This is a genomic window from Anaerolineales bacterium (assembly GCA_019637755.1).
Lineage (GTDB): Bacteria > Chloroflexota > Anaerolineae > Anaerolineales > UBA11579 > JAMCZK01.
The window spans coordinates 641,533-659,966 of the sequence record JAHBVC010000002.1; the positions used below are offsets into that span (position 1 = coordinate 641,533).

Genomic DNA, 18,434 nt, shown 5'->3' on the forward strand with positions numbered 1-18,434 from the left:
AGATACTAACTTAAATGCAAGCACCGCTTTTGGGAAGCTTGCATTTAAGTTAGGCGAATTCGGGGCCAGAGGTGAGCTAACTTAAATCTAACCTACTCAGAAAGCTCTACGCTAGACGAGCCACCGCCCCCAAAAACGACGTCATCATCATAGTTAATGGTAATCCGCCCACCGCCCGTAACGAGAAAGCGGCCAGCAATCATCTGCCCATTTACTGTCTTGTTACTACCCGAACCAGTCGAGGCAATCCGTGCTTTAGGGGCATAGATGGTACCGGTCATGGAAAGCACCCCGGCCCCGGTTACAGTAAGGTCATTAGTGTTAGCACGCCCCATAAAAAAGGCCAAGCCCGAATAAGGCCCGCTGGTAGGCGCTTTAGTAGTCAGCGCGGCGCCACCATCAATCGTAATCGCCCCCTTGTTAACATAGATCATTCCGTTCAACGTACGCGAAGCCGCGCTATCGCCACCAACATTAAAGCTACCATTCTCTACATGAAATAGTACGCCGGAGCTGCCCGCGGTGAGATTGGCCTGAGCGCTACTGGTAATGGTTACATTGCCACTGGCGACATAAATACTTACACCTGTCCCTGTGGGCATATTCGTACTTGGCCCGCTGATCGTAAAGTTACCATTGGTCACATAATACAAACCGGGTTGCATCGTCACAGGAACATCCGTGGAGATATCGATACTACGATAACGGCCAGGATAAATGGTGACCCCAGTGGAGCACCAAGCCCGCCCCGTACCGATACTCAAGTTGCCGTTGGCATCCAATACCCCACCACAGGTGCCATGGATCGTGGGCGTGGCTGGAGCGCCAGGCTGCGCGGGAATGGGTGGAGTAGCCACATCTTCCATTGGATCGCCACGCGGGGTACGCCCCGTCTCTGGCGGCCAAGGCTTGATCCACAGAGAAGGGTTGCCATAAGGAATCACCCACGAGGGCAAGCTCACCCCACCCACCAACTGAACCCACTCCGCAACGATGCGTGCTCCACCGGGGCAACCGCTGCCATCCCCGCCATCCAGGAATAGAGCGCTCGAGTTTGAGGATTCGACAAATACGCCACCATCCACTACACGCAGGCACCCACTGCTTGGCCCGTAGACCACGTTGTCATTATTGGGATCGAGGGCGATCAAGCCATTGCCCCAGCCCACCGCCCCGCCGCCGGGCTTGCAGCGCGCCACGGCGCGGGCCTTGACTTGGGGGGTGCCGGAGTACACCAGGCGCCCTAGCGTCAGGGGCAGGCGGCTGGTGATCGTAACAGTCACATACTCGCTACCGGAGGGGTTTTGTACACTCACGGTAACATCTGGCGGCGCCGCGGTAAAGCCGTTTTGCGCTGCCGATGCCACCGCCGCCGAGACCACGTTGGTGCTATTGCACAAGGCAAACGCGCCGGCCAGCGCGGCATTGTCGGCGGCGTTCTGCACCGAGCGCCGCTGGCTATAGAGCCGGCCGCCGTCAATGGCCACGCCGGTGATACCCAGCAGGGCCACAAAGACCAGCACCAGTAAAACGATTACTTGGCCGCGTTCGTGGGTGGAAGAAGGGGCGGGCTTCATGCACATGGCTACCTTAAAGGCTCCTAGCGCTTAAGTATAGCGAGGAGTCGCCTGTTTTTCGCCCTTACTTTTGACCCAGTTCGCGCGTGACGGCAAACGAAGTAAACGGCACGGCAAAGCGATCGACTTCCTCGTAGCTACCGAGCGTATCCATTAGGCCTAAACGCCCACCGTTTTGACTCTGCTCCAGGATCAGGAAGCGCGCCGCATCCACCCATTGCACTTGCAGCGCGAAAGGTGCCAGCGTGCCCGGCAGGGCCAGCGGGCTAACTTGGCTGTCGGCGGCGTTGGCCAGCACTAAGCGGGCGGCGCCATCTACATAGGAGTACAGGTAGCGACTGCTATCCGGCGACCAAGCCAGGAATTGGATCTGCTCGCCGCGCAACACCGGCGACTCATTGCTGCCGTTGCTCAGCGCAATCACCAGCTCGTTGGCGCCGCTATCGCCATCCAGCGGGCGCAGGTAGGCCACCCGCCCGCCATCGGGCGAGAAGCGCGCCGCGCCCATGATGAAGAAGGCCGCCTGCACGCTGCCTGCCTGGAAGGCGGGCGTGCCATCCAAGGGAATCCACCACAACGCGGTCTCCGGCCGCCCAGGGGCCAAGGCATCTGCCGGCGGCACAGCCACCAGCAGGGCGCGGCCATCCTGCGCCCAATACAGTGGCGGGCTGTAGAGATATTCACTGTAGGTGATGACCTGTGAAAAGGTGATCAGCTCACGGCGCAAATAGCTGCCATCGCTATTGATCACATGCACCTGCGTGGGGGTAGAGAAGGCGATCTGCTGACCATCTGGCGAGAAGGCAAATTCGTCACCGCCCTGCTCCACGCCCAGCAATGGGGTCAGCTCACCTGAATCGACATTGACCAGCGTAAGATCATTGCGTAAGGTACGCCCCACACCGGGGTGCAGCATCTGAGTATTGAAGGCCAGGCTGTGGCTGCGCGGCTGAAACTGGAAACGTGCAACCGAGGCGATGTTGTTGCCATCCGGCACTGGCTGGCTGGCCAAGTAGGCCGTATCCACCAAGGCGCGGTTGTTGGCGCCATCACTGCTCACCACCCACAGCTCGGCCAGCGTTTCTGGCGCTGCAAATTCGCTATCAGGGTCGTACTGCGGGTTCGGCTGGCTGCGCGTATAGGCAATGCGGCAACCATCGCCGGAGATCGCTACCTCCAGTACATCCGCGCTTTCGGTGAGCTGCGTGCGCATGCCGCCCTGGGTCCACAACCACAGGTTGCCGTCCTTTACATAGGCCACGTTCACCAAGCCAGCATTGCTGCAGGCCGGCTCGCTGGGCGCCTGCGTAGCCACTTCGCCCAGTGTAGGCTGCGCAGTGGGCACCGGCTGCCCGTTGGCCGCCAGGGTGGCGGCTACACTGGTGGCCACTTGATCCGCTGCGCTGATGTTTGCAGCGCAAGCCGCCAGCAATAGGTTGAGGCATAGCAGGGCAAGGATTTTGAAACGCATGGCACTCTCCGCAGGGTGGTGTTGATTCTAATATACGCCTCCGCAGCCACAGAGTTTTCCGCTATACGGTTTGATGTCTAACAGTTAGAATACTAACCATGAACCGGCCAACTTTGGAAAGCGAAGTATGTACCGCATTGATCCGCGTGGGCACACGCATGGCGGCGGGCTTTGACCAGCGCTTTGCCGAGTTCAGCCTGACCCAAGCGCAGTTCCGCACGCTGGTGGGTGTGATCATGTTAGACCGCGGCGAGGGCATTACCCCCTCGGAGCTGGCAGACCACTTGTTTGTGGAGCGCGCCACACTCTCGGTGGTGGCGCAGGCACTGGTCAAGCGCGGGCTGCTGGTGCGCCGCCCGGGTGCGAACCGCCGCAGCCACCGGCTCTCACTTACCGAGGCGGGCATAGCCATACTGCAACAGAGCATAGCCCCGGCGCTGCAGCTGGCAGACGAGACGGTGCAGGGCCTATCGCAAGCGGCGCTGCAAAACATGCTCGCCAGCCTGAACCATCTGGAAGCGCATCTGCGCCAGGCGCAAAAGAAGGCCTAAGCCGCAAACAACCCACACCCCCGCTCACTCGTATATAGGATGTTCGCCAAATCAACCAAGGAAATGACATGAGCCAACCCATCTTGCAGGCGCAAGACCTGCACAAACATTACGAAAAAACCCACGCGGTACAAGGCATCAGCTTTGAGATTCAGCAGGGGGAGATCTTCAGCCTGCTGGGGCCAAACGGCGCCGGTAAAACCACCACCATCTCGATATTGAGCTGCTTGCTCAGCCCTAGCGAGGGCGACGCCCTCATTGACGGCCACTCAGTACGAAGAGACGCCGACGCGGTGAAAAAGATCATTGGCGTGGTGCCGCAGGAAATTGCGCTGTACCCTGACCTGACGGCGCGCGAGAACCTGATGTTCTGGGGCAAGATGTACAGCCTGGGCGGCGCCCACCTCAAGCAACGCGTCGAAGAGACGCTGGAGATCGCCGGTCTGAGCGACCGCGCCAACGAAAAAGTGGAGAGCTACTCCGGCGGCATGAAGCGGCGCATCAACATTGCCGTGGGCTTGCTGCATGAGCCCAAGGTGCTGTTCATGGATGAGCCCACCGTAGGCATTGACCCGCAAAGCCGCCGCCGCATTCTGGATACGGTGCTGGAGCTTAACCAGCGCGGGCTAACCGTGCTGTACACCACCCACTATATGGAAGAAGCCGCCGAGCTGAGCAAGCGCATCGGCATTGTGGACCACGGCAAGTTGATTGCGCTGGGCACGCAGGACGAGCTGACCCAGCTGGTGGGCGAGCGCGATGCGCTGCAGATTGGCATCAGTGGTATCAGCGAGCCGCAACCGCTGCTGGCGCAGCTGAATGCGCTGAACGGCATCCACAAGGCGGCCTACGAAGACGAGCTGCTCTTGCTGCAAGCTGACCACGCCAATGAGCAACTCAGCGGCATCATCGCCGCCATCACGGGCGCCGGGGGCCAGGTCAAGAGCATCAAGATCGAGGAACTCAACCTTGAAGCGGTGTTCCTGCACCTCACCGGCCGTGCCCTGCGAGACTGAGCATGAAAGCCCTTGAGATTGCGTTCAAAGATACGCTGACGCGCTTCCGTGACTGGAAGGCGTTGGTAGGCATGCTGGCCGCCCCGCTGATGATCAGCGCGCTGATCGGCTTGGCGTTTGGCAACTTCTCTAGTGATGAGGCGCCTATCGAGAACATTCGCATGGCGCTGGTGAACCTGGACGACGGCGAACTCGGCCAAGCCTATGAAGACGTGCTCACCAGCCCTGATTTGGAGAACCTGATCGCCCTGGAGATCAGTGAGGATGCCGCGGCGGCCAAAGCGCGCATTGAAAGTGGCGAACTGCGCGCCGTATTGGTGATCCCTGCAGATTTTAGTGAAACCGTCATCCCTGACGGCGAAGGCGAAAGCGGCACAGCCAGCGTGGAGCTGCATACCGACCCTGCCGCATCCGTGAGCCCGATCATCGTCAAGAGCATTGTGGAGCGCATCAGCGCCAGCATCAACACCATGCTGCTGGCGGGCAGCGTATCTGGCGACCGCATTGCGCCGTATGCACCGCTGCTGGGCGCCGAGATGGCCACCCTGGGCGAAGCGATTGGCGCCGAACTGCAAAGCGAGCGCTTTGATTTCCAGGAGCCCACACTGTCTTTGGAGATGATCGCTACCGGCGAAGATGAAGAGCCGTTTGACCCCTTCGCCTTCTTCATTCCCGGTATGGCGGTGTTCTTTTTGATGTTCAGCATGTTCGAAGGGTCCCGCTCCATCCTGCAAGAAGAGCGCAACTGGACCTTGCAACGGTTGATGAGCACGCCCACCCCCACTTGGCAAATCATCTTGGGCAAGATGGGCGGCACATTCCTCACCGGCTTGTTGCAGTTCATCGTACTGGTGCTCAGCTCGGCACTGCTGTTTGGCGTCAACTGGGGTAACTCCATTCTGGGGCTGCTGATCATGGTCGTGCTGACGGTGTTCGCCGCCAGCGGGCTGGGCGCCATGCTGACCGCCTTCTCGCGCAACGAGAACCATGCCGGCGTGGTGGGCAGTGCCGTTTCGTTGGTGTTCGGTGCGCTGGGCGGCAGTTTCTTCCCCACGGATGGGCTGACTGGCATCGTCAACCTGGCCAGCAAGCTCACCGTCAATCGCTGGGCGATGGACGGACTGCTGGCGCTCACCGTTGAGCGCGGCGGGCTGGCCGACATTCAAACCCCGGCGCTGGTGCTGGCCGTGATTGGCCTCGTGACCTTTGGCCTGGCCCTGATGGCCTTTCAGAAACGGTTCGTGAAATGAAACAGCTCAAAAACCTGCTTAACATCGCTTGGTTGTACCTATACACAACCTACAAAGACCGCAGCACCTTTATCTGGGGCCTGGCCCTGCCGCTGATCTTCACCACTGTGCTGGGCGTGGGTATGCAAGGCTTTGCCAGTGATGACGAGCCGCCCAGCTGGAACATTGCGGTGGTGAACCAGGATGCCGGCCCCTTTGGCAGCCAGCTGATCGCACGGCTGGATGCGCACCCCAGCCTGCAGGCCGAAACCCTGAGCCAAGCTGAGGCTGACGCCCGCATGGAAGATGGCGAGAGCAGTGTGCTGCTGCAGATCCCGACGGAGATGAGCCGCAATCTGGAAGCCGGCCAACCCACGCGCCTGCCGCTGCTGACGCGGATCAACGAGCCGCTGTCTGCCCAGGTGGTGGAGCAAGCCGTACTGGCGGCGCTGTTTGATGTGAGCGCCAGCGTGCAGATCGCCAATACCAGCCTGCTGGTAGCCGAACGTATGGATTTGTTCAGCCGTGAGGGTGCGCCCAGCGAGGCTGAGTATCTGCAAGACAGCCTTGAGGCTGCTCAGGCCGCGCAGGAAACCCAGCCGATCACAGTGACCACGCGCCAACTGACCCGGCTGGATGAGCAAACCGACATCCCCATCGGCTTCACGCAAGCCTCGCCGGGCAACATGGTCATCTTCTCGATGTTCTTCATCGTGTACGGCGCCAGCAGCATTTTGCTGGAACGCGAGCAAGGCACGTTGCGCCGCCTGCTAACCACGCCGGCGAGCAAGCTGGCGATCTTGGGTGGCAAGCTGCTGGGCGTGTTCGTTGCTGGCCTGGCGCAGGTAAGTTTGCTGGTCGTCGTGGGCCAGGTGGCCTTTGATGTGCCCTGGGGCCAATCCCCGGTAGCGCTGGCGGCCATGGTGCTGGCCTTCGCCTTCTGCATCACCAGCATGGGCATGCTGTTGGCGGCGCTGGTGCGCACCTATGCGCAGATCGATGCGCTGAGCATGCTGCTGATCCTGCCGTTGGCGGGCCTGGGCGGCGCCATGTGGCCGATCGAGATCGTGCCAGACTTTATGCAGAAGATTGCCTTGTGGCTGCCCACTGGTTGGGCAATGCGCGGCTTTCAGGACATCATCATCCGCGGCTTCGGCCTGGCCGAAGTGCTACCCAGTGCGGGCATGTTGGTGCTGTTTGGCCTGGCGTTTCTGGTGCTGGGTGTGTGGCGCTTCAAGTACGAATAGCGCAAGACACAACAAAAAGCCTGCGCATTCCGCAGGCTTTTTTATTACTTTTCGTCCTCGTCTGGCAGTGTGGGTTTGACGCGCAAAAACCAGTACGGGGCCGCCGGAAAGGTGTCTGCCAGCTTAGCATCCCAGATAAACTCGCTTGGCTGCACCAACGGCTTAAGCGCAGCATCCAGTGCCGGCAGCTTGCCGGCCAGCTCCGGCGCGGCTTCGCCCAGCAGTTGCATCAGCACGCGCGGGCGCACCTCATTGGCATAGTAGAGCGCATGTTGTTTGGGCTTATCCGCCAGCTCGGCAAGGTAATGCGACCACTGGCGCAGGCGTGCCGCGAATTCACGTTCAGCTTTCTTACGCCAAAGTACCGGCCAGGCGCGCTTGGCTTCGGCGATGGCGCGGCGATCCTCTGGGCGCAGCTTGCCTTCGGCCTGCAAGCTGGCTTCGGCCAACAATACATTGCCGAGGGTCAGCTGCGGGTCCGCATCCAGCAGCCAAAACACATCATCGGTTTGCAAATAGTCGGTTAGCTGTGGCAAACCATCCGTCAGAAAGCGTTGGTAGTCCATAAACCTATGATACCTCGCTGAGTTACAATCCCGCCGCCATGGTGACGATAAGCGACTACCAGCCAGGCTGGCCAGATGAGTTCCGCCGTGAGGCGGCGCGCATACGCGCGGCGCTCGGCGACCTGGCGCTGCGCATCGATCACATCGGCTCGACCGCAGTGGCGGGGCTGGCCGCTAAAGACATCCTCGATATCCAGGTCAGCGTGGCCGCATTGCGCCCAGCGGTGATCGCAGCCCTGCAAGCCGCCGGCTACCAATACCGGAAAGAGATCGACCGCGACCACGTGCCACCCGGCGGTGCCAGCGCCGCCGAGGCCTGGCGCAAACTGTATTTTCGTGAGGCTCCGGCTACGCGCGTGGTGCATATTCATGTGCGCGTTGCGGGGCAGCCCAACCAGTGCTATCCGTTGCTCTTTCGCGATTATTTGCGCGCCCACCCTGCCAGCGCAGCAGCCTATGGCGAGCTCAAACGCCGCCTGGCTGCCAATCTGGCCGATAGTGACAGCTACCCCGACGTCAAAGACCCGGCGGTGGATCTGATCTACCTCGCGGCGGAAGACTGGGCCGCGGCCACAGGCTGGCAACCCGCTGCCTCAGACGCGTAACAAAAACGGCGGGCCAATGGCCCGCCGTTTTGATTGTCTGTATATCCCCGCGCTACATGAGCAGCGCGATGGGGTTCTCGATGTAGGCAGCCAGGGCCTGCAGATACTGCGCACCCTCGGCACCATCACTGATGCGATGGTCGATCGAGATGGTGATGCGCATGCGATTGCCCACGGCGATCTGGCCGTTCTTGACCACCGGCACTTCCTGAGCAGCACCCACGGCCAGAATGGCGGCCTCAGGCGGGTTGACGATGGCAGTGAAGCTGTGCACATCGTACATGCCCAGGTTGCTGATGGAGAAGGTGGAGCCTTCGATATCCTCCGTGCTGACTTTGCCTCCGCGCACGCGGCCGGCCATCTCACGCACTTCCTGCGAGATTTGGCGCAGCGGCTTGCGGTCTGCATCGCGGCACACCACCACCAGCAGGCCGCCTTCCACCGCTACGGCTACGCCGATATTGACCTGGCCGAGCTGCACGATGGCGTCGCCATCCAATTTGGCGTTGAGGTTGGGGTATTGGCGCAGGGTCAGCGCGGCGGCCTTGATGATGAAGTCATTCACGCTGAGCTTCTCACCGCTGCCTTCGAGGGCGGCATTGGCCTGGGCGCGCGCTTCCAGCAGGCGGTCTACATCGTATTCATGCGTGACGTAGAAGTGTGGGATCTCCTGGCGAGATTGCACCATGCGGCGGCCGATGGCCGAGCGCAGACGCGTGAGCGGCACGCGCTTGTCGGCTGGCGCCGGGCCGAGGTCAGCCAGCTGCAGGCCAGGCAGCGACAAACCGCTGCCGCCGGCTTTGGCGCCTTCAACATCACGCTTGGTGATGCGGCCGAGTGGGCCGGAGCCGCGCACGGACTTGAGGTTGACGCCGCGCTCCTGAGCGATCTTGCGCGCCAGGGGCGAGGCGCGGACGCCGTCGGGTAAGCGGCCATCAGCGTCAGCACCTGGGATTGGCTTGTCGTCCGTCTTAATCTGTTTATCGTTTAATCCAATAATCGCTTGCTTTTGATTAACTGATGGCTCTTGATTAACAGATTTCTCTTCGGTTTTAGGCGCGACTGCTTGTGCTGCTGCCCCCTCATACTTCTCACCCTCCGCGCCAATGGCGGCGATGGGGTTGCTTACGGGCACAGGGGTGCCCTCGGTCACCAGGTGCTTGAGCACCACACCGCTGTATTGGGATTCGACTTCTACTGTGGCCTTATCGGTCTCGATTTCGGCCAGCAGCTCACCCTTTTCTACTTTGTCGCCTTCTTTCTTGACCCAGCGCAGCAGAGTGCCCTCGGCCATATCAAAGCCGAGCTTGGGCATGGTTACGATGTCTGCCATTACAGCACCTCTTTCACCGCAGCCACCACATCCGCCACTTGCGGCAGCGCAAACTGCTCCAGAGCGGCGTTATACGGCAGCGGCACTTCCTTCTGTGCTACACGCTTGACGGGTGCATCAGCGTAATCGAAAGCGGCCTCGTACAGGCGGGTGGCTACTTCAGCGCCTACACCGTAGCTGGGCCAGCCTTCTTCCACAATGACGGCACGGTTGGTCTTTTTGAATGAAGCCAACGCCGGCCCCATGTCCAAGGGACGCAAGGAGCGCAGATCCACAATCTCAACTTCAATGCCTTCTTGCGAGAGTTGGTCGGCGGCGGCCATCGAAAGCTGCAAACCCTTGCAGTAGGTCACGATGGTGACGGCGTCACCTTCGCGTTGCACTTTGGAGACGCCGATGGGCGTGGTGTAATCACCTTCGGGCACTTCGCCGCGCACCTGGTACATGGCGGCGTGCTCGATGAACAGCACCGGGTCATCATCGCGGATGGCGGCTTTGAGCAGGCCCTTGGCGTCTTCCGGCGTGCCGGGCGAGACGACCTTGAGGCCGGGGAAGTGAGCAAAGATCGCATCGGGCGTTTGTGAGTGCGTGGCGCCAAGTTGGCGGCCACCGCCACCCGCGGTGCGGATCACCAGGGGCACCTTCATCTGCCCACCAAACATGGTGTGCATCTTGGGTGCCTCGTTGACAATGTAATCCATCGCCACGAAGGCGAAGTTGATCGTCATGATCTCGGAGACGGGGCGCAGGCCCACCATCGCAGCACCAATGCCGGCGCCAACGATGGCGGATTCGGCGATAGGGGTATCGCGCACGCGCTTCTCGCCAAAGTGATCGAGGAACCCTTTCGTGACGGCATAGGTGCCGCCCCACACACCCACTTCTTCACCCAGGATAAATACCTTGGGGTCACGCTCCATCTCTTCCCATAGGGCATCGGAGATGGCCTGGCGCATAGTGATGATTGCCATGCTCTACTCCTTACTCGCGTACATGTAATCGAAGAGGGTGTCGAAGCCCGGGTCTGGGCTGGCCTCTGCGAATTCGACCGCTTCGGTCACTTCGGTTTCGACCGCCTGATCGATCTTGTCCAGATCGGCCTGAGTGGCGATCTTTTCTTTCACCAGATAGCGGTTATAGATGCCAATGGGATCTGATTCTTCCCATTTGGTGACTTCGTCTTTTTCACGGTAGCGCTGCGGGTCACCCATCGAGTGGCCTTCGAAGCGATAGGTCATGATCTCGAGGAAATACGGGCCTTTGCCGCTGCGGATGTGATCGAGCGCGGCGCCCACCGCTTCACGCACTTTCATGATGTCCATGCCGTCTTCCAGGCGAGAGTGCGGGATGCCGTAGCCTTCGGCCTTCATGTGGATCTGCTCCACCGCCGAGGCGCGGTCTACCGCGGTGCCCATGCCGTACTGGTTGTTCTCGCACAGCCAGAGCACCGGCAGGTTCCACACCTTGGAGAGGTTGACACCTTCGTGGAAGAAGCCGATGTTGGTAGCCCCGTCGCCGAACATGCAGATGGTGACGCCGTCGTTGCCCTCGTATTGATCCCCGAGGGCCATACCGGCGGCGATGGGCAGGTGGGCGCCGACGATGGCGTGCCCGCCCCAGTAATTTTTCTCCACATCGGCCATGTGCATCGAGCCGCCGCGGCCTTTGGACACGCCGGTCTCCTTGCCCAGCAGCTCGGCGATCACGGCCTTGGCCGGGATGCCAACATTCAGCGCCAAGCCATGGTCACGATAAGCCGTGATGATACGGTCTTGCGGCTGGCGCACCGAGACAATGCCGGTGCTCACCGCTTCTTGCCCGATATACAGGTGCAAAAAGCCGCCGATCTTGCCAGCCTGGTACAACTCCGCCGAACGCTCTTCGACTCGGCGGATGAGTACCATCTGGTGATACAACTCCAGGTGGTCCTTCTTTTTTAATGCCATCTAGGGTGCTCCTGAACACTAACAACCCCTGCCGCGGACAGGCGTTGTGATGATCGATCACGTGGAATGATTATACCTAAGCCATCCCGCCCCTCTTCGCTGTGGCCAAATCTCCTTATAATCAGCCTATGGACTTTAGCAAACTCCCCCTCATGTTTGAAGGCACGGTGCAGCAAGAACACTTGGATTTTTTGGGCCACATGAACGTGATGTGGTACACGCACTTTTTTGACCGGGCCACCTGGAATTGGTACAACAGCTTTGGCTTTGGGCACGAGTACCACACGCAGAGCGGCAACGGCAGCTTTGCGCTGGAGTCACATACGCGCTATTTGGCCGAGCTGCGGGCGGGCGAGGGCTTCAAGGTGTACTCGCGGGCTTTACAACGCAACCCCAAGCTATTCTTGATGATGCACTTCATGGTGCGCGACCGTGACGGGCAACTGGCGGCCATCACTGAATTGCTGGGCATCCACATCAATATGGCCACCCGGCGCAGCTCGCCGCTGCCGAAGGAGATCGCCGCGCTGTGGGATGCGCAGATCGCCATCGGCAACAAAGCCGGCTGGGATGCACCGGTGAGCGGCGCGATCAAGATCGGGTAGATAGAACAAAATTTCACGCGGTTGAAATTGCAAGCCGGGAATTGTAGAATAGCTTTAGCATGAGTCGAGAGTTCGAACTACTGAAGGGCATTCTCTCCAAAGAGCACCAAATGCTTAACCAGGCATATGGGGTATCCAGACTGGCTGTGTTTGGATCCTTTGCCCGCGGGGAAGAGACCCCCACCAGCGATATCGACATCCTTGTTGAGTTTGAGCGCCCCATCGGCTTGTTCCGTTTTGTCCAACTGGAGGCTCAGCTAGCTGATTTACTTAATCGCCGCGTGGATTTGGTGACTGAGAAGGCTCTGAAACCAGCGTTAAAACCTGAGATCCTTCAAGACGCCGTATATGTCTAGGCGAAGCGCGCAGGTGTATCTAGACGATATTCTAGAAGCCATCACCAAGATTCAAGGTTATACCGAAGGAATGAATATGCAATCCTTCAGTGCAAGCAGCCTAGTTATTGACGCAGTCATTCGCAACATTGAAGTTATTGGTGAGGCTGCCAAGAATCTGCCTGAAGAAATTAAGGAGCACCATCCAGAAGTACCCTGGTCACAAATCATTGGCACACGCAACAAAGTAGTGCATCAGTATTTTGGGGTCGATTTAGACATTATCTGGCACACCCTCCAGGAAGAGCTGCCGATCTTCTATGGCCAAGTAAAACAAATTCGTTCAAAGTTCACTGGATAGAGCCCCATGCCAGTTACCGAATTGCGTGTTGCGCTAACCACCGAGGACTACGAGCGCGTCGTGGCCTTCTACCGTGATGGCTTGGGGCTAGACCCGGCGGCGCTGTGGACCAATGACGAAGGCGGACGCGGTCTGATGTTCCACGCCGGGCGCGCCGCGCTGGAGGTGTTTGACCCCAGTTATGCCGCTAGCGTGGACGACATCGAAGTTGGCCGCCGGGTCAGCGGGCAGATCCGTTTCTGCTTTGAAGTAAGCGATATTCACACCGCCGTGGCCCGCGCCGTGAAGTATGGCGCGGTGCTGGAGCACGAACCAATGCTGACGCCCTGGAATGACTTGAACGCTCGCCTACGTTCACCTGATGGGCTGCAAGTTACTTTGTTTCAACCATTACAGGCTGATCAAAAAGGCTAGCCCTTCACCAACTCCACAACTTTGTCTGGCACCAGGCGGCCTTCGTCATTTTGGCGCTCGATGTAGCGCGCCATCCAACGCCCTTTGGGCTTGTTTTCCTTCATGGGGTCAAGCTTCTCGGCGATGCCAGCCGCCTCGAGCACTTCGGGCCAGCAGGTGACGCCAAATTTCTTGAAGTTGCCGCCGCGCACCACCCAGCGCGGGTGCTCGCCGCCGGCAGCCAACTGGATACTCTCGAGCTCGAAGGCTTTGGGGGCATCGCTGGCAACGCGCTCAGCGCCTTCGGCAACGACTGCTGAGTCAATACTCGTGGCCGCTTCCCACGCTGTCCAACCTTGTTCGGCGAGCAACTTGATGAAGTTGGCTACGCGCAGGATGAACTCTTTGTCAGATTGTTCATCTGCCTGGCGCAGGGTGAATTGATCTTTGCTTCCGTTGGGGCTGCGAAAGTAACCGTTGTAAGAACCACGTGCTTCATGCATCCTTGCTCCGTTTCACTTGTTCGCAGGGTAGATTTCCTATGACGTATTGCGATTAAAATCCTGCAGGTACGCCAAGGTGGTTATGCTAAAATGAACAAGTGTTCTACGCTTACTATGCCACGTACGCCAGCAGTCTGTCAAGGCCCTGACCATGCCAGTTAACTATCTCGACCTTCGCCAACAAGCCCGAGCCGAAGCGCTGAAGGCTAAAGATGGCCTGCGCCAAGTGGAAGATCGCCGCGCGAGTGCCAGCGCGTTGCTGCACGGGCGTGCAGAGGATCTGCAAACCATCCGCCAGCAAGTGGAAGCGGCAGCCCAGGCAGACTCGCGCCTGCGTTGTGCAATACCCGTAGATGAGGCGCTGACCCATGCCGCCGCGCTACCTGCATTGCCAACCAACTACACCCTGATTGCTGCCGATGGCTCGCAAATTAACCCCAACGCCCACGCACCAGTGCACTATTTTTTGGTGAACCTCGGAGCCATTCGGCTGCACGGTGGCAGCAGCGACGCGCCCGAGGTGTATACGCGCAGCGAGTTGCACGTGGCGGAGTACACGCGCAGCGGCAGCTACTCTGAGGAGCAGGTAAGCCTGGAGCGCGACAAGGGCGAGCGCAAGTTGCTGGCTGAGCTGGCCCGCACAGATAGCGCTACGCCCATCATCACGCTCACAGATGGCCCGCTGGAATTATGGGGCGCCAAAGTCATCGACACTGCAGACAACCGCGCGTTTGAAGAGCACCTAACCGAGTACCTGGCCGCGCTAGAGCAGTTACACCAGCGCGGCGCGGCGACTGCCGGCTATGTGGACAAACCGCGTGCCGACCTGCTGGTGCGTATGTTGGAAGTGATGCAGCTTCCCTCAGGCGCGGGTACGGTGGAGCTGCGCGAACGCCAGTTGCGCGGTGTGACCGACGCACTGTTGCTGCGCGATATCCTGCAGCCGGGCGAGCGTTCTGCTTTGTTTGCCATCCAGAGCCAATCGGCCAAACGCTACTTCGGCCATTTGGCGCTGCACTTCTTCTACCTTAATGTTGGCAAGCCCGGCGCGCCGTGGCTGGCGCGCGTAGAAGTGCCTGGCTGGGTGGCATACGATAAAGTACTGCTGAATGCATTACACGCCGTATTGGTAAAGCAAAACAGCGTTCTGGGTGACTATACCTATCCTTATGTGCTGCACCGCGCCCACGAAATTGCATTGGTGAAATTTGAAGAGCACGAGCAAGTGGCCCAACTGCTGATCAATGAGCTGCGCGCCATGGGGGTTGAACCGGGCGAGCTTTCACAAAAACAAGCGGCTAAGAACTTACCCGGCCGCAGGAGGTTTACGCTATGACGACCCAAGCCTACAAGGTGGGCTACCTGTTGCGTTCAGCCATCACTGGCTTTGTAGCCGGCACGAAAGTGACCGAGGAAGATGCCCCGCACTTCGGTGCGCTGGTTAGAGCGCCATTGGGCCAATCCATGTGGATTTATGGCCTTATCTATGCCATGCACATTGATGACGACGGTATGGTGCGCCAGATTGCCACCACCGACCAAGTGGATGACGCCATCATCGCTGACAACCGCAGGAACCGCACTGTGCCGCTGGAAATTAGTGTGCTCACCATCGGGCACAGCCGGGACGGGGTGATTTCGCACCTGTTGCCGCCACGCGCCCCGCTGAGCCTCGATATCGTCTGGCAGTGCGAACCAGCCGAGGTGGCGCAATTTACCGAGCGCCTGGGCTACTTTCGGCATGTGTTGCGCAACGGGGCTAACCCGGAATCGCCCGCGGCTGAATTGCTGGCGGCGCACCTAGCGCAGGCGGCTGCCGCACACAACGATACCCAGTGGCGCACGCGTGCTACGCAGGAAATCATTACCTTGCTGCGTGACGATTACCAAACCCTGATGCAAGTAATGTCGGCCTTGGCTGACAGCGGCATGGAGATAGCGAAATGAGTGAAGATACACAGGGACGCAAGCGTGTTGGCTTTGTGGTCGGCGGCAGCCTGAAGGACAATTTGCAGGTACGCCTGCAAGTGCCCGCCCACGAAGTGCGCGAGGGCGCGTTCGTAGTCATTGAAAGCGGCGATTGGCTGTTTCACGGGCTTGTAACTGACCTACAGCTTGGCGCTACTGACCCGCGCTTTGCAGATGAGCCCGGCGGGGGGCGACTCCCGCAGGAATTAGCGAGCCTATTGCACGGCCAAACGCTCTACACAAATTTGCAGGTGCTACCCGCCCTGATGATGCAACGCGGCCCGGAGCCTGGCACCCCTGAATATATCAAGCATCAGAAAGCTGTAGAGGATGGACTGGCCGAAGATTCCTCAGTGGAACCGGTTAAGACAGTCCCGGCGCACCATGCCTCCGCCATGCTGGCCAGCCAGGGCGATATCGCCGAAATCTTTGGCAAAGCCGGCAGCAAAGATGGCTTCGTGATTGGCACGACCCGCGAGCAGGGCCACCCGGTGCGCATTGATCTGCGCAAGCTGGTGCAACGCTCCTCGGGCATTTTTGGCGCCACGGGAACGGGCAAATCGTTCCTGACCCTCGTGGTGCTGGCGGGGCTCATCAAGCATGACCAGGTATCCCTGCTCATCTTTGACATGCACAACGAGTACGCCTATGACGTGCACGACAAGAACAAGGGCACCAGCGTAGCGGGTTTGCAGCAAAAGTTTGGCAAATCCAAAGTGCAGATTGTGGGCCTGGGCTCAGGCAGCAATGCAATCTATCGTGGCAATGCGCCCGACATCAATTTGGAGATTGCCAAAGACGACATCCAAATTGAGGATATTGAGTTGCTATGGAGCGAGCTTAACCTGCGCGACACTGCACCCAACACGCTGAACGCGCTAGCAACCAGCTTTGGTGAAAAATGGTTCTCACGCTTTATGGCGCTGGGGCCGGGCAAGAAGGAAGAAGGACTGGAGGATGGCGACTACCCGGAAGACAGCATTGAAGGCTGGGCTGAGCGGCACAACATCCACCCTAAAGCGGTGAGCGCACTGCACTCACGCCTCAAGAACAAGATCAACGACCTGAAGTATGTGACCGAGGGTAGCTCAAACAAGGCTATAGACCAGATCGTGGACGTGCTCAAAAACGGCAAGCATGTCATCCTCTCTTTTGGCAAGCACGACCGAGATTTGGATTATCTATTGGTCAGCAATTTGCTCACCCGCAAAATTCGCGCCCAGTGGGAAGCCATGATGACCAAGAGTTACAACGAGAAAACGCCGGAACCGCGCCCCCTGGTGATTGTGGTGGAAGAGGCACATAAGTTACTCAACAAGGAGTTGGCTTCGCAGACTACCTTCTCAACGATTGCACGCGAGTTGCGCAAGTACAACGTCACGCTGCTGGTGATTGACCAGCGTCCCAGCCAAATCTATGATGAAGTCATGTCGCAGTTGGGCACGCGCATTTCGGGCTGGCTAGGCGATGATGATGACATCCGCGCCGTACTTTCTGGCCTGGCCGGGCGTGAAACGCTGAAGGGTATGCTGTCACGCCTGCAATCTGGCGAGGATGTGCTGCTGCTGGGGCCGTGGGGCGTGCCCATGCCGCTGCCGGTACGCAGCCGGCGCTTCAACAATGATTTCTGGCAAGAGGAGCTAGGCAACAAGGCGAGCAGCAAGAATGAAAAGAAGCTCAGAGATGAATTAGGTTTCTAAGGGAGGCATTATGTTGCGCAGAACGATCACAGTAGTACTCACCCTGTTGACCATTACTGTCAACGCCTTGGCCAACATCCTGCCCATCAACGGACAGACCACTGGGGAGATCTCTGACCGTTTTCCAATTCGCTTTGTGCCGGACGGCTATGTATTTTCAATTTGGGGGTTGATCTATCTTGGGCTGGTTGTATTTGCGCTGTACCAAATTGGCCCTTCCCAGCGCGGCAAGCAAGTGCTTGACGAGATTGCGCCCGCCTATTGGCTGGCTAGCCTTGCGAATGCCACATGGATCTTGCTGTGGCATTACGAACAGTTTGTGCTCACCATCCTGGTGATGGTGGTGCTGCTCGCCTGCCTGATTTTTATCTATCGCAAAGTGGCAGCAACCAAGGGGGACCGCCTGTTTCGTTGGTGCGTGCAGATTCCATTTAGCGTCTACCTTGGCTGGGTGTCCGTGGCCACCATTGCCAATGCGTCGCAGGTGCTAACTTTTGTGGGCTGGGGTGGCTGGGGCATTAGCGCCGAGCTGTGGGCGGTCGTGATGCTGGTGGTTGCCAGCGGCTTGGGCGCGGCGATGCTGCTACGCGAGCGTGATGCGGCTTTTATGTTGGTTCTGGTGTGGGCCTTTGTAGGCATCGCCCTCAAGCAGGCGGATAGTGCGCTGGTGGCTAACAGCGCCTGGGTGCTGGCGGCCGCCTTGGCCGCCGGCAGCGGCTGGACGCTGCTGAAGAAGGCAAAGTGAGCAGGGCCAACTTCTGCTCTTCCAGTTTGCCGCTCTCAGTGGGGGTTGGACGGTGAGCTGATGGGCTAGGTATCCCGATGCTTCCAACAATCCAAAGCCGTCGCTACGATGGCACCCTCTGGCAAGAGCTGCTAGGCGCAAGGCCGCTGGCGGCAAGAGCGAGAAGCAGCTCAAGAAAGAACTGGGCTTTTAATAGCCGTCCCCAAACCAAGGAGGTCTATAGGATGGCAAAGAAGCCAGGCTATTCACTCGATTTATGATTAAAGCTGGATGAGAGACGCGC

The 18,434-nt window shown here is 59.1% G+C and carries 20 protein-coding genes; 13 read left to right on the plus strand and 7 right to left on the minus strand.

Annotated elements, in window-relative coordinates; genetic code table 11:
- Nucleotides 1–92: 92 nt before the first annotated feature.
- Together KF821_11025 and KF821_11030 are read right to left on the minus strand one after the other, a co-directional pair.
- Complete coding sequence (locus tag KF821_11025) at nt 93–1,577, minus strand: hypothetical protein (GenBank protein MBX3006343.1); 1,485 nt, start codon at nt 1,575–1,577, stop codon at nt 93–95.
- Nucleotides 1,578–1,641: 64 nt separating this feature from the next.
- Nucleotides 1,642–3,048: a PD40 domain-containing protein gene (locus tag KF821_11030; GenBank protein MBX3006344.1), complete on the minus strand. Its 1,407-nt coding sequence runs from the start codon at nt 3,046–3,048 to the stop codon at nt 1,642–1,644.
- A 98-nt stretch (nt 3,049–3,146) separates the two neighbouring features.
- Between KF821_11030 and KF821_11035 the strand changes: the two genes are divergently transcribed.
- From KF821_11035 to KF821_11050, 4 genes are all read left to right on the plus strand, one after another.
- The gene (locus KF821_11035; GenBank protein MBX3006345.1) at nt 3,147–3,599 is read left to right on the plus strand and encodes a MarR family transcriptional regulator; all 453 of its coding nucleotides are present in this window, start codon (nt 3,147–3,149) and stop codon (nt 3,597–3,599) included.
- A 68-nt stretch (nt 3,600–3,667) separates the two neighbouring features.
- Nucleotides 3,668–4,615 carry an ABC transporter ATP-binding protein gene (locus KF821_11040; GenBank protein ID MBX3006346.1) on the plus strand — a complete coding sequence of 316 codons (948 nt, stop codon included), beginning with the start codon at nt 3,668–3,670 and terminating at the stop codon, nt 4,613–4,615.
- A gap of 2 nt (nt 4,616–4,617) precedes the next feature.
- On the plus strand, nt 4,618–5,865 hold the full coding sequence (locus tag KF821_11045; protein ID MBX3006347.1) for an ABC transporter permease: 1,248 nt from the start codon (nt 4,618–4,620) through the stop codon (nt 5,863–5,865).
- Entirely contained in the window at nt 5,862–7,091 is a 1,230-nt protein-coding gene (locus tag KF821_11050; protein ID MBX3006348.1) for an ABC transporter permease, read from the plus strand. Before KF821_11045 ends, KF821_11050 begins: the two co-directional genes overlap by 4 nt.
- A 44-nt stretch (nt 7,092–7,135) precedes the next feature.
- Here the strand turns inward: KF821_11050 and KF821_11055 are convergent, their stop codons facing one another.
- Nucleotides 7,136–7,657 (minus strand): hypothetical protein, encoded by a 522-nt coding sequence (locus KF821_11055; protein MBX3006349.1) that lies wholly within the window; start codon nt 7,655–7,657, stop codon nt 7,136–7,138.
- Between the two features lie 38 nt (nt 7,658–7,695).
- Between KF821_11055 and KF821_11060 the strand changes: the two genes are divergently transcribed.
- Nucleotides 7,696–8,262, plus strand: coding sequence for a GrpB family protein (locus KF821_11060; GenBank protein MBX3006350.1), 567 nt, complete (start codon nt 7,696–7,698; stop codon nt 8,260–8,262).
- Between the two features lie 52 nt (nt 8,263–8,314).
- Here KF821_11060 and KF821_11065 read toward each other — a convergent pair whose 3' ends face one another.
- From KF821_11065 to pdhA, 3 genes are read right to left on the minus strand one after another with little or no spacing between them, the layout of a single operon-like run.
- On the minus strand, nt 8,315–9,595 hold the full coding sequence (locus tag KF821_11065; GenBank protein ID MBX3006351.1) for a 2-oxo acid dehydrogenase subunit E2: 1,281 nt from the start codon (nt 9,593–9,595) through the stop codon (nt 8,315–8,317).
- Complete coding sequence (locus tag KF821_11070; protein MBX3006352.1) at nt 9,595–10,566, minus strand: alpha-ketoacid dehydrogenase subunit beta; 972 nt, start codon at nt 10,564–10,566, stop codon at nt 9,595–9,597. The genes KF821_11065 and KF821_11070 overlap by 1 nt, the downstream gene beginning before the upstream one ends.
- Before the next feature lie 3 nt (nt 10,567–10,569).
- Nucleotides 10,570–11,541 carry a pyruvate dehydrogenase (acetyl-transferring) E1 component subunit alpha gene (gene pdhA, locus KF821_11075; GenBank protein MBX3006353.1) on the minus strand — a complete coding sequence of 324 codons (972 nt, stop codon included), beginning with the start codon at nt 11,539–11,541 and terminating at the stop codon, nt 10,570–10,572.
- Between the two features lie 128 nt (nt 11,542–11,669).
- Here pdhA and KF821_11080 point away from each other — a divergent pair, with 128 nt between their 5' ends.
- The 4 genes from KF821_11080 to KF821_11095 are packed head-to-tail and all read left to right on the plus strand — an operon-like array spanning nt 11,670 to nt 13,256.
- Nucleotides 11,670–12,146 (plus strand): thioesterase family protein, encoded by a 477-nt coding sequence (locus KF821_11080; GenBank protein ID MBX3006354.1) that lies wholly within the window; start codon nt 11,670–11,672, stop codon nt 12,144–12,146.
- Between the two features lie 59 nt (nt 12,147–12,205).
- Entirely contained in the window at nt 12,206–12,502 is a 297-nt protein-coding gene (locus KF821_11085) for a nucleotidyltransferase family protein (GenBank protein MBX3006355.1), read from the plus strand.
- A 13-nt stretch (nt 12,503–12,515) separates the two neighbouring features.
- Complete coding sequence (locus KF821_11090; protein MBX3006356.1) at nt 12,516–12,842, plus strand: DUF86 domain-containing protein; 327 nt, start codon at nt 12,516–12,518, stop codon at nt 12,840–12,842.
- 6 nt (nt 12,843–12,848) lie between these two features.
- Nucleotides 12,849–13,256, plus strand: coding sequence for a VOC family protein (locus KF821_11095; protein MBX3006357.1), 408 nt, complete (start codon nt 12,849–12,851; stop codon nt 13,254–13,256).
- Here the strand turns inward: KF821_11095 and KF821_11100 are convergent.
- A complete protein-coding gene (locus tag KF821_11100; protein ID MBX3006358.1) occupies nt 13,253–13,738 on the minus strand; it encodes a hypothetical protein in 486 nt (161 codons plus the stop codon). The genes KF821_11095 and KF821_11100 overlap by 4 nt on opposite strands.
- 151 nt (nt 13,739–13,889) lie before the next feature.
- Here KF821_11100 and KF821_11105 point away from each other — a divergent pair, with 151 nt between their 5' ends.
- Genes KF821_11105 through KF821_11120 form a run of 4 tightly spaced genes read left to right on the plus strand, consistent with a single transcriptional unit; the run spans nt 13,890 to nt 18,151 of the window.
- A complete protein-coding gene (locus tag KF821_11105) occupies nt 13,890–15,074 on the plus strand; it encodes a DNA double-strand break repair nuclease NurA (protein ID MBX3006359.1) in 1,185 nt (394 codons plus the stop codon).
- Nucleotides 15,071–15,685 carry a hypothetical protein gene (locus KF821_11110; protein MBX3006360.1) on the plus strand — a complete coding sequence of 205 codons (615 nt, stop codon included), beginning with the start codon at nt 15,071–15,073 and terminating at the stop codon, nt 15,683–15,685. The genes KF821_11105 and KF821_11110 overlap by 4 nt, the downstream gene beginning before the upstream one ends.
- Nucleotides 15,682–17,406 (plus strand): ATP-binding protein, encoded by a 1,725-nt coding sequence (locus KF821_11115; protein MBX3006361.1) that lies wholly within the window; start codon nt 15,682–15,684, stop codon nt 17,404–17,406. Before KF821_11110 ends, KF821_11115 begins: the two co-directional genes overlap by 4 nt.
- Nucleotides 17,407–17,416: 10 nt before the next feature.
- A complete protein-coding gene (locus tag KF821_11120; GenBank protein ID MBX3006362.1) occupies nt 17,417–18,151 on the plus strand; it encodes a hypothetical protein in 735 nt (244 codons plus the stop codon).
- Nucleotides 18,152–18,434: the final 283 nt, after the last annotated feature.

Bases quoted from the DNA above. Each gene is read 5' to 3' on its own strand.
- KF821_11025 (MBX3006343.1), bottom strand. From the start codon at position 1,577: ATGAAGCCCGCCCCTTCTTCCACCCACGAACGCGGCCAAGTAATCGTT.
- KF821_11030 (MBX3006344.1), bottom strand. From the start codon at position 3,048: ATGCGTTTCAAAATCCTTGCCCTGCTATGCCTCAACCTATTGCTGGCG.
- KF821_11035 (MBX3006345.1), top strand. From the start codon at position 3,147: ATGAACCGGCCAACTTTGGAAAGCGAAGTATGTACCGCATTGATCCGC.
- KF821_11040 (MBX3006346.1), top strand. From the start codon at position 3,668: ATGAGCCAACCCATCTTGCAGGCGCAAGACCTGCACAAACATTACGAA.
- KF821_11045 (MBX3006347.1), top strand. From the start codon at position 4,618: ATGAAAGCCCTTGAGATTGCGTTCAAAGATACGCTGACGCGCTTCCGT.
- KF821_11050 (MBX3006348.1), top strand. From the start codon at position 5,862: ATGAAACAGCTCAAAAACCTGCTTAACATCGCTTGGTTGTACCTATAC.
- KF821_11055 (MBX3006349.1), bottom strand. From the start codon at position 7,657: ATGGACTACCAACGCTTTCTGACGGATGGTTTGCCACAGCTAACCGAC.
- KF821_11060 (MBX3006350.1), top strand. From the start codon at position 7,696: ATGGTGACGATAAGCGACTACCAGCCAGGCTGGCCAGATGAGTTCCGC.
- KF821_11065 (MBX3006351.1), bottom strand. From the start codon at position 9,595: ATGGCAGACATCGTAACCATGCCCAAGCTCGGCTTTGATATGGCCGAG.
- KF821_11070 (MBX3006352.1), bottom strand. From the start codon at position 10,566: ATGGCAATCATCACTATGCGCCAGGCCATCTCCGATGCCCTATGGGAA.
- pdhA (MBX3006353.1), bottom strand. From the start codon at position 11,541: ATGGCATTAAAAAAGAAGGACCACCTGGAGTTGTATCACCAGATGGTA.
- KF821_11080 (MBX3006354.1), top strand. From the start codon at position 11,670: ATGGACTTTAGCAAACTCCCCCTCATGTTTGAAGGCACGGTGCAGCAA.
- KF821_11085 (MBX3006355.1), top strand. From the start codon at position 12,206: ATGAGTCGAGAGTTCGAACTACTGAAGGGCATTCTCTCCAAAGAGCAC.
- KF821_11095 (MBX3006357.1), top strand. From the start codon at position 12,849: ATGCCAGTTACCGAATTGCGTGTTGCGCTAACCACCGAGGACTACGAG.
- KF821_11100 (MBX3006358.1), bottom strand. From the start codon at position 13,738: ATGCATGAAGCACGTGGTTCTTACAACGGTTACTTTCGCAGCCCCAAC.
- KF821_11105 (MBX3006359.1), top strand. From the start codon at position 13,890: ATGCCAGTTAACTATCTCGACCTTCGCCAACAAGCCCGAGCCGAAGCG.
- KF821_11110 (MBX3006360.1), top strand. From the start codon at position 15,071: ATGACGACCCAAGCCTACAAGGTGGGCTACCTGTTGCGTTCAGCCATC.
- KF821_11115 (MBX3006361.1), top strand. From the start codon at position 15,682: ATGAGTGAAGATACACAGGGACGCAAGCGTGTTGGCTTTGTGGTCGGC.
- KF821_11120 (MBX3006362.1), top strand. From the start codon at position 17,417: ATGTTGCGCAGAACGATCACAGTAGTACTCACCCTGTTGACCATTACT.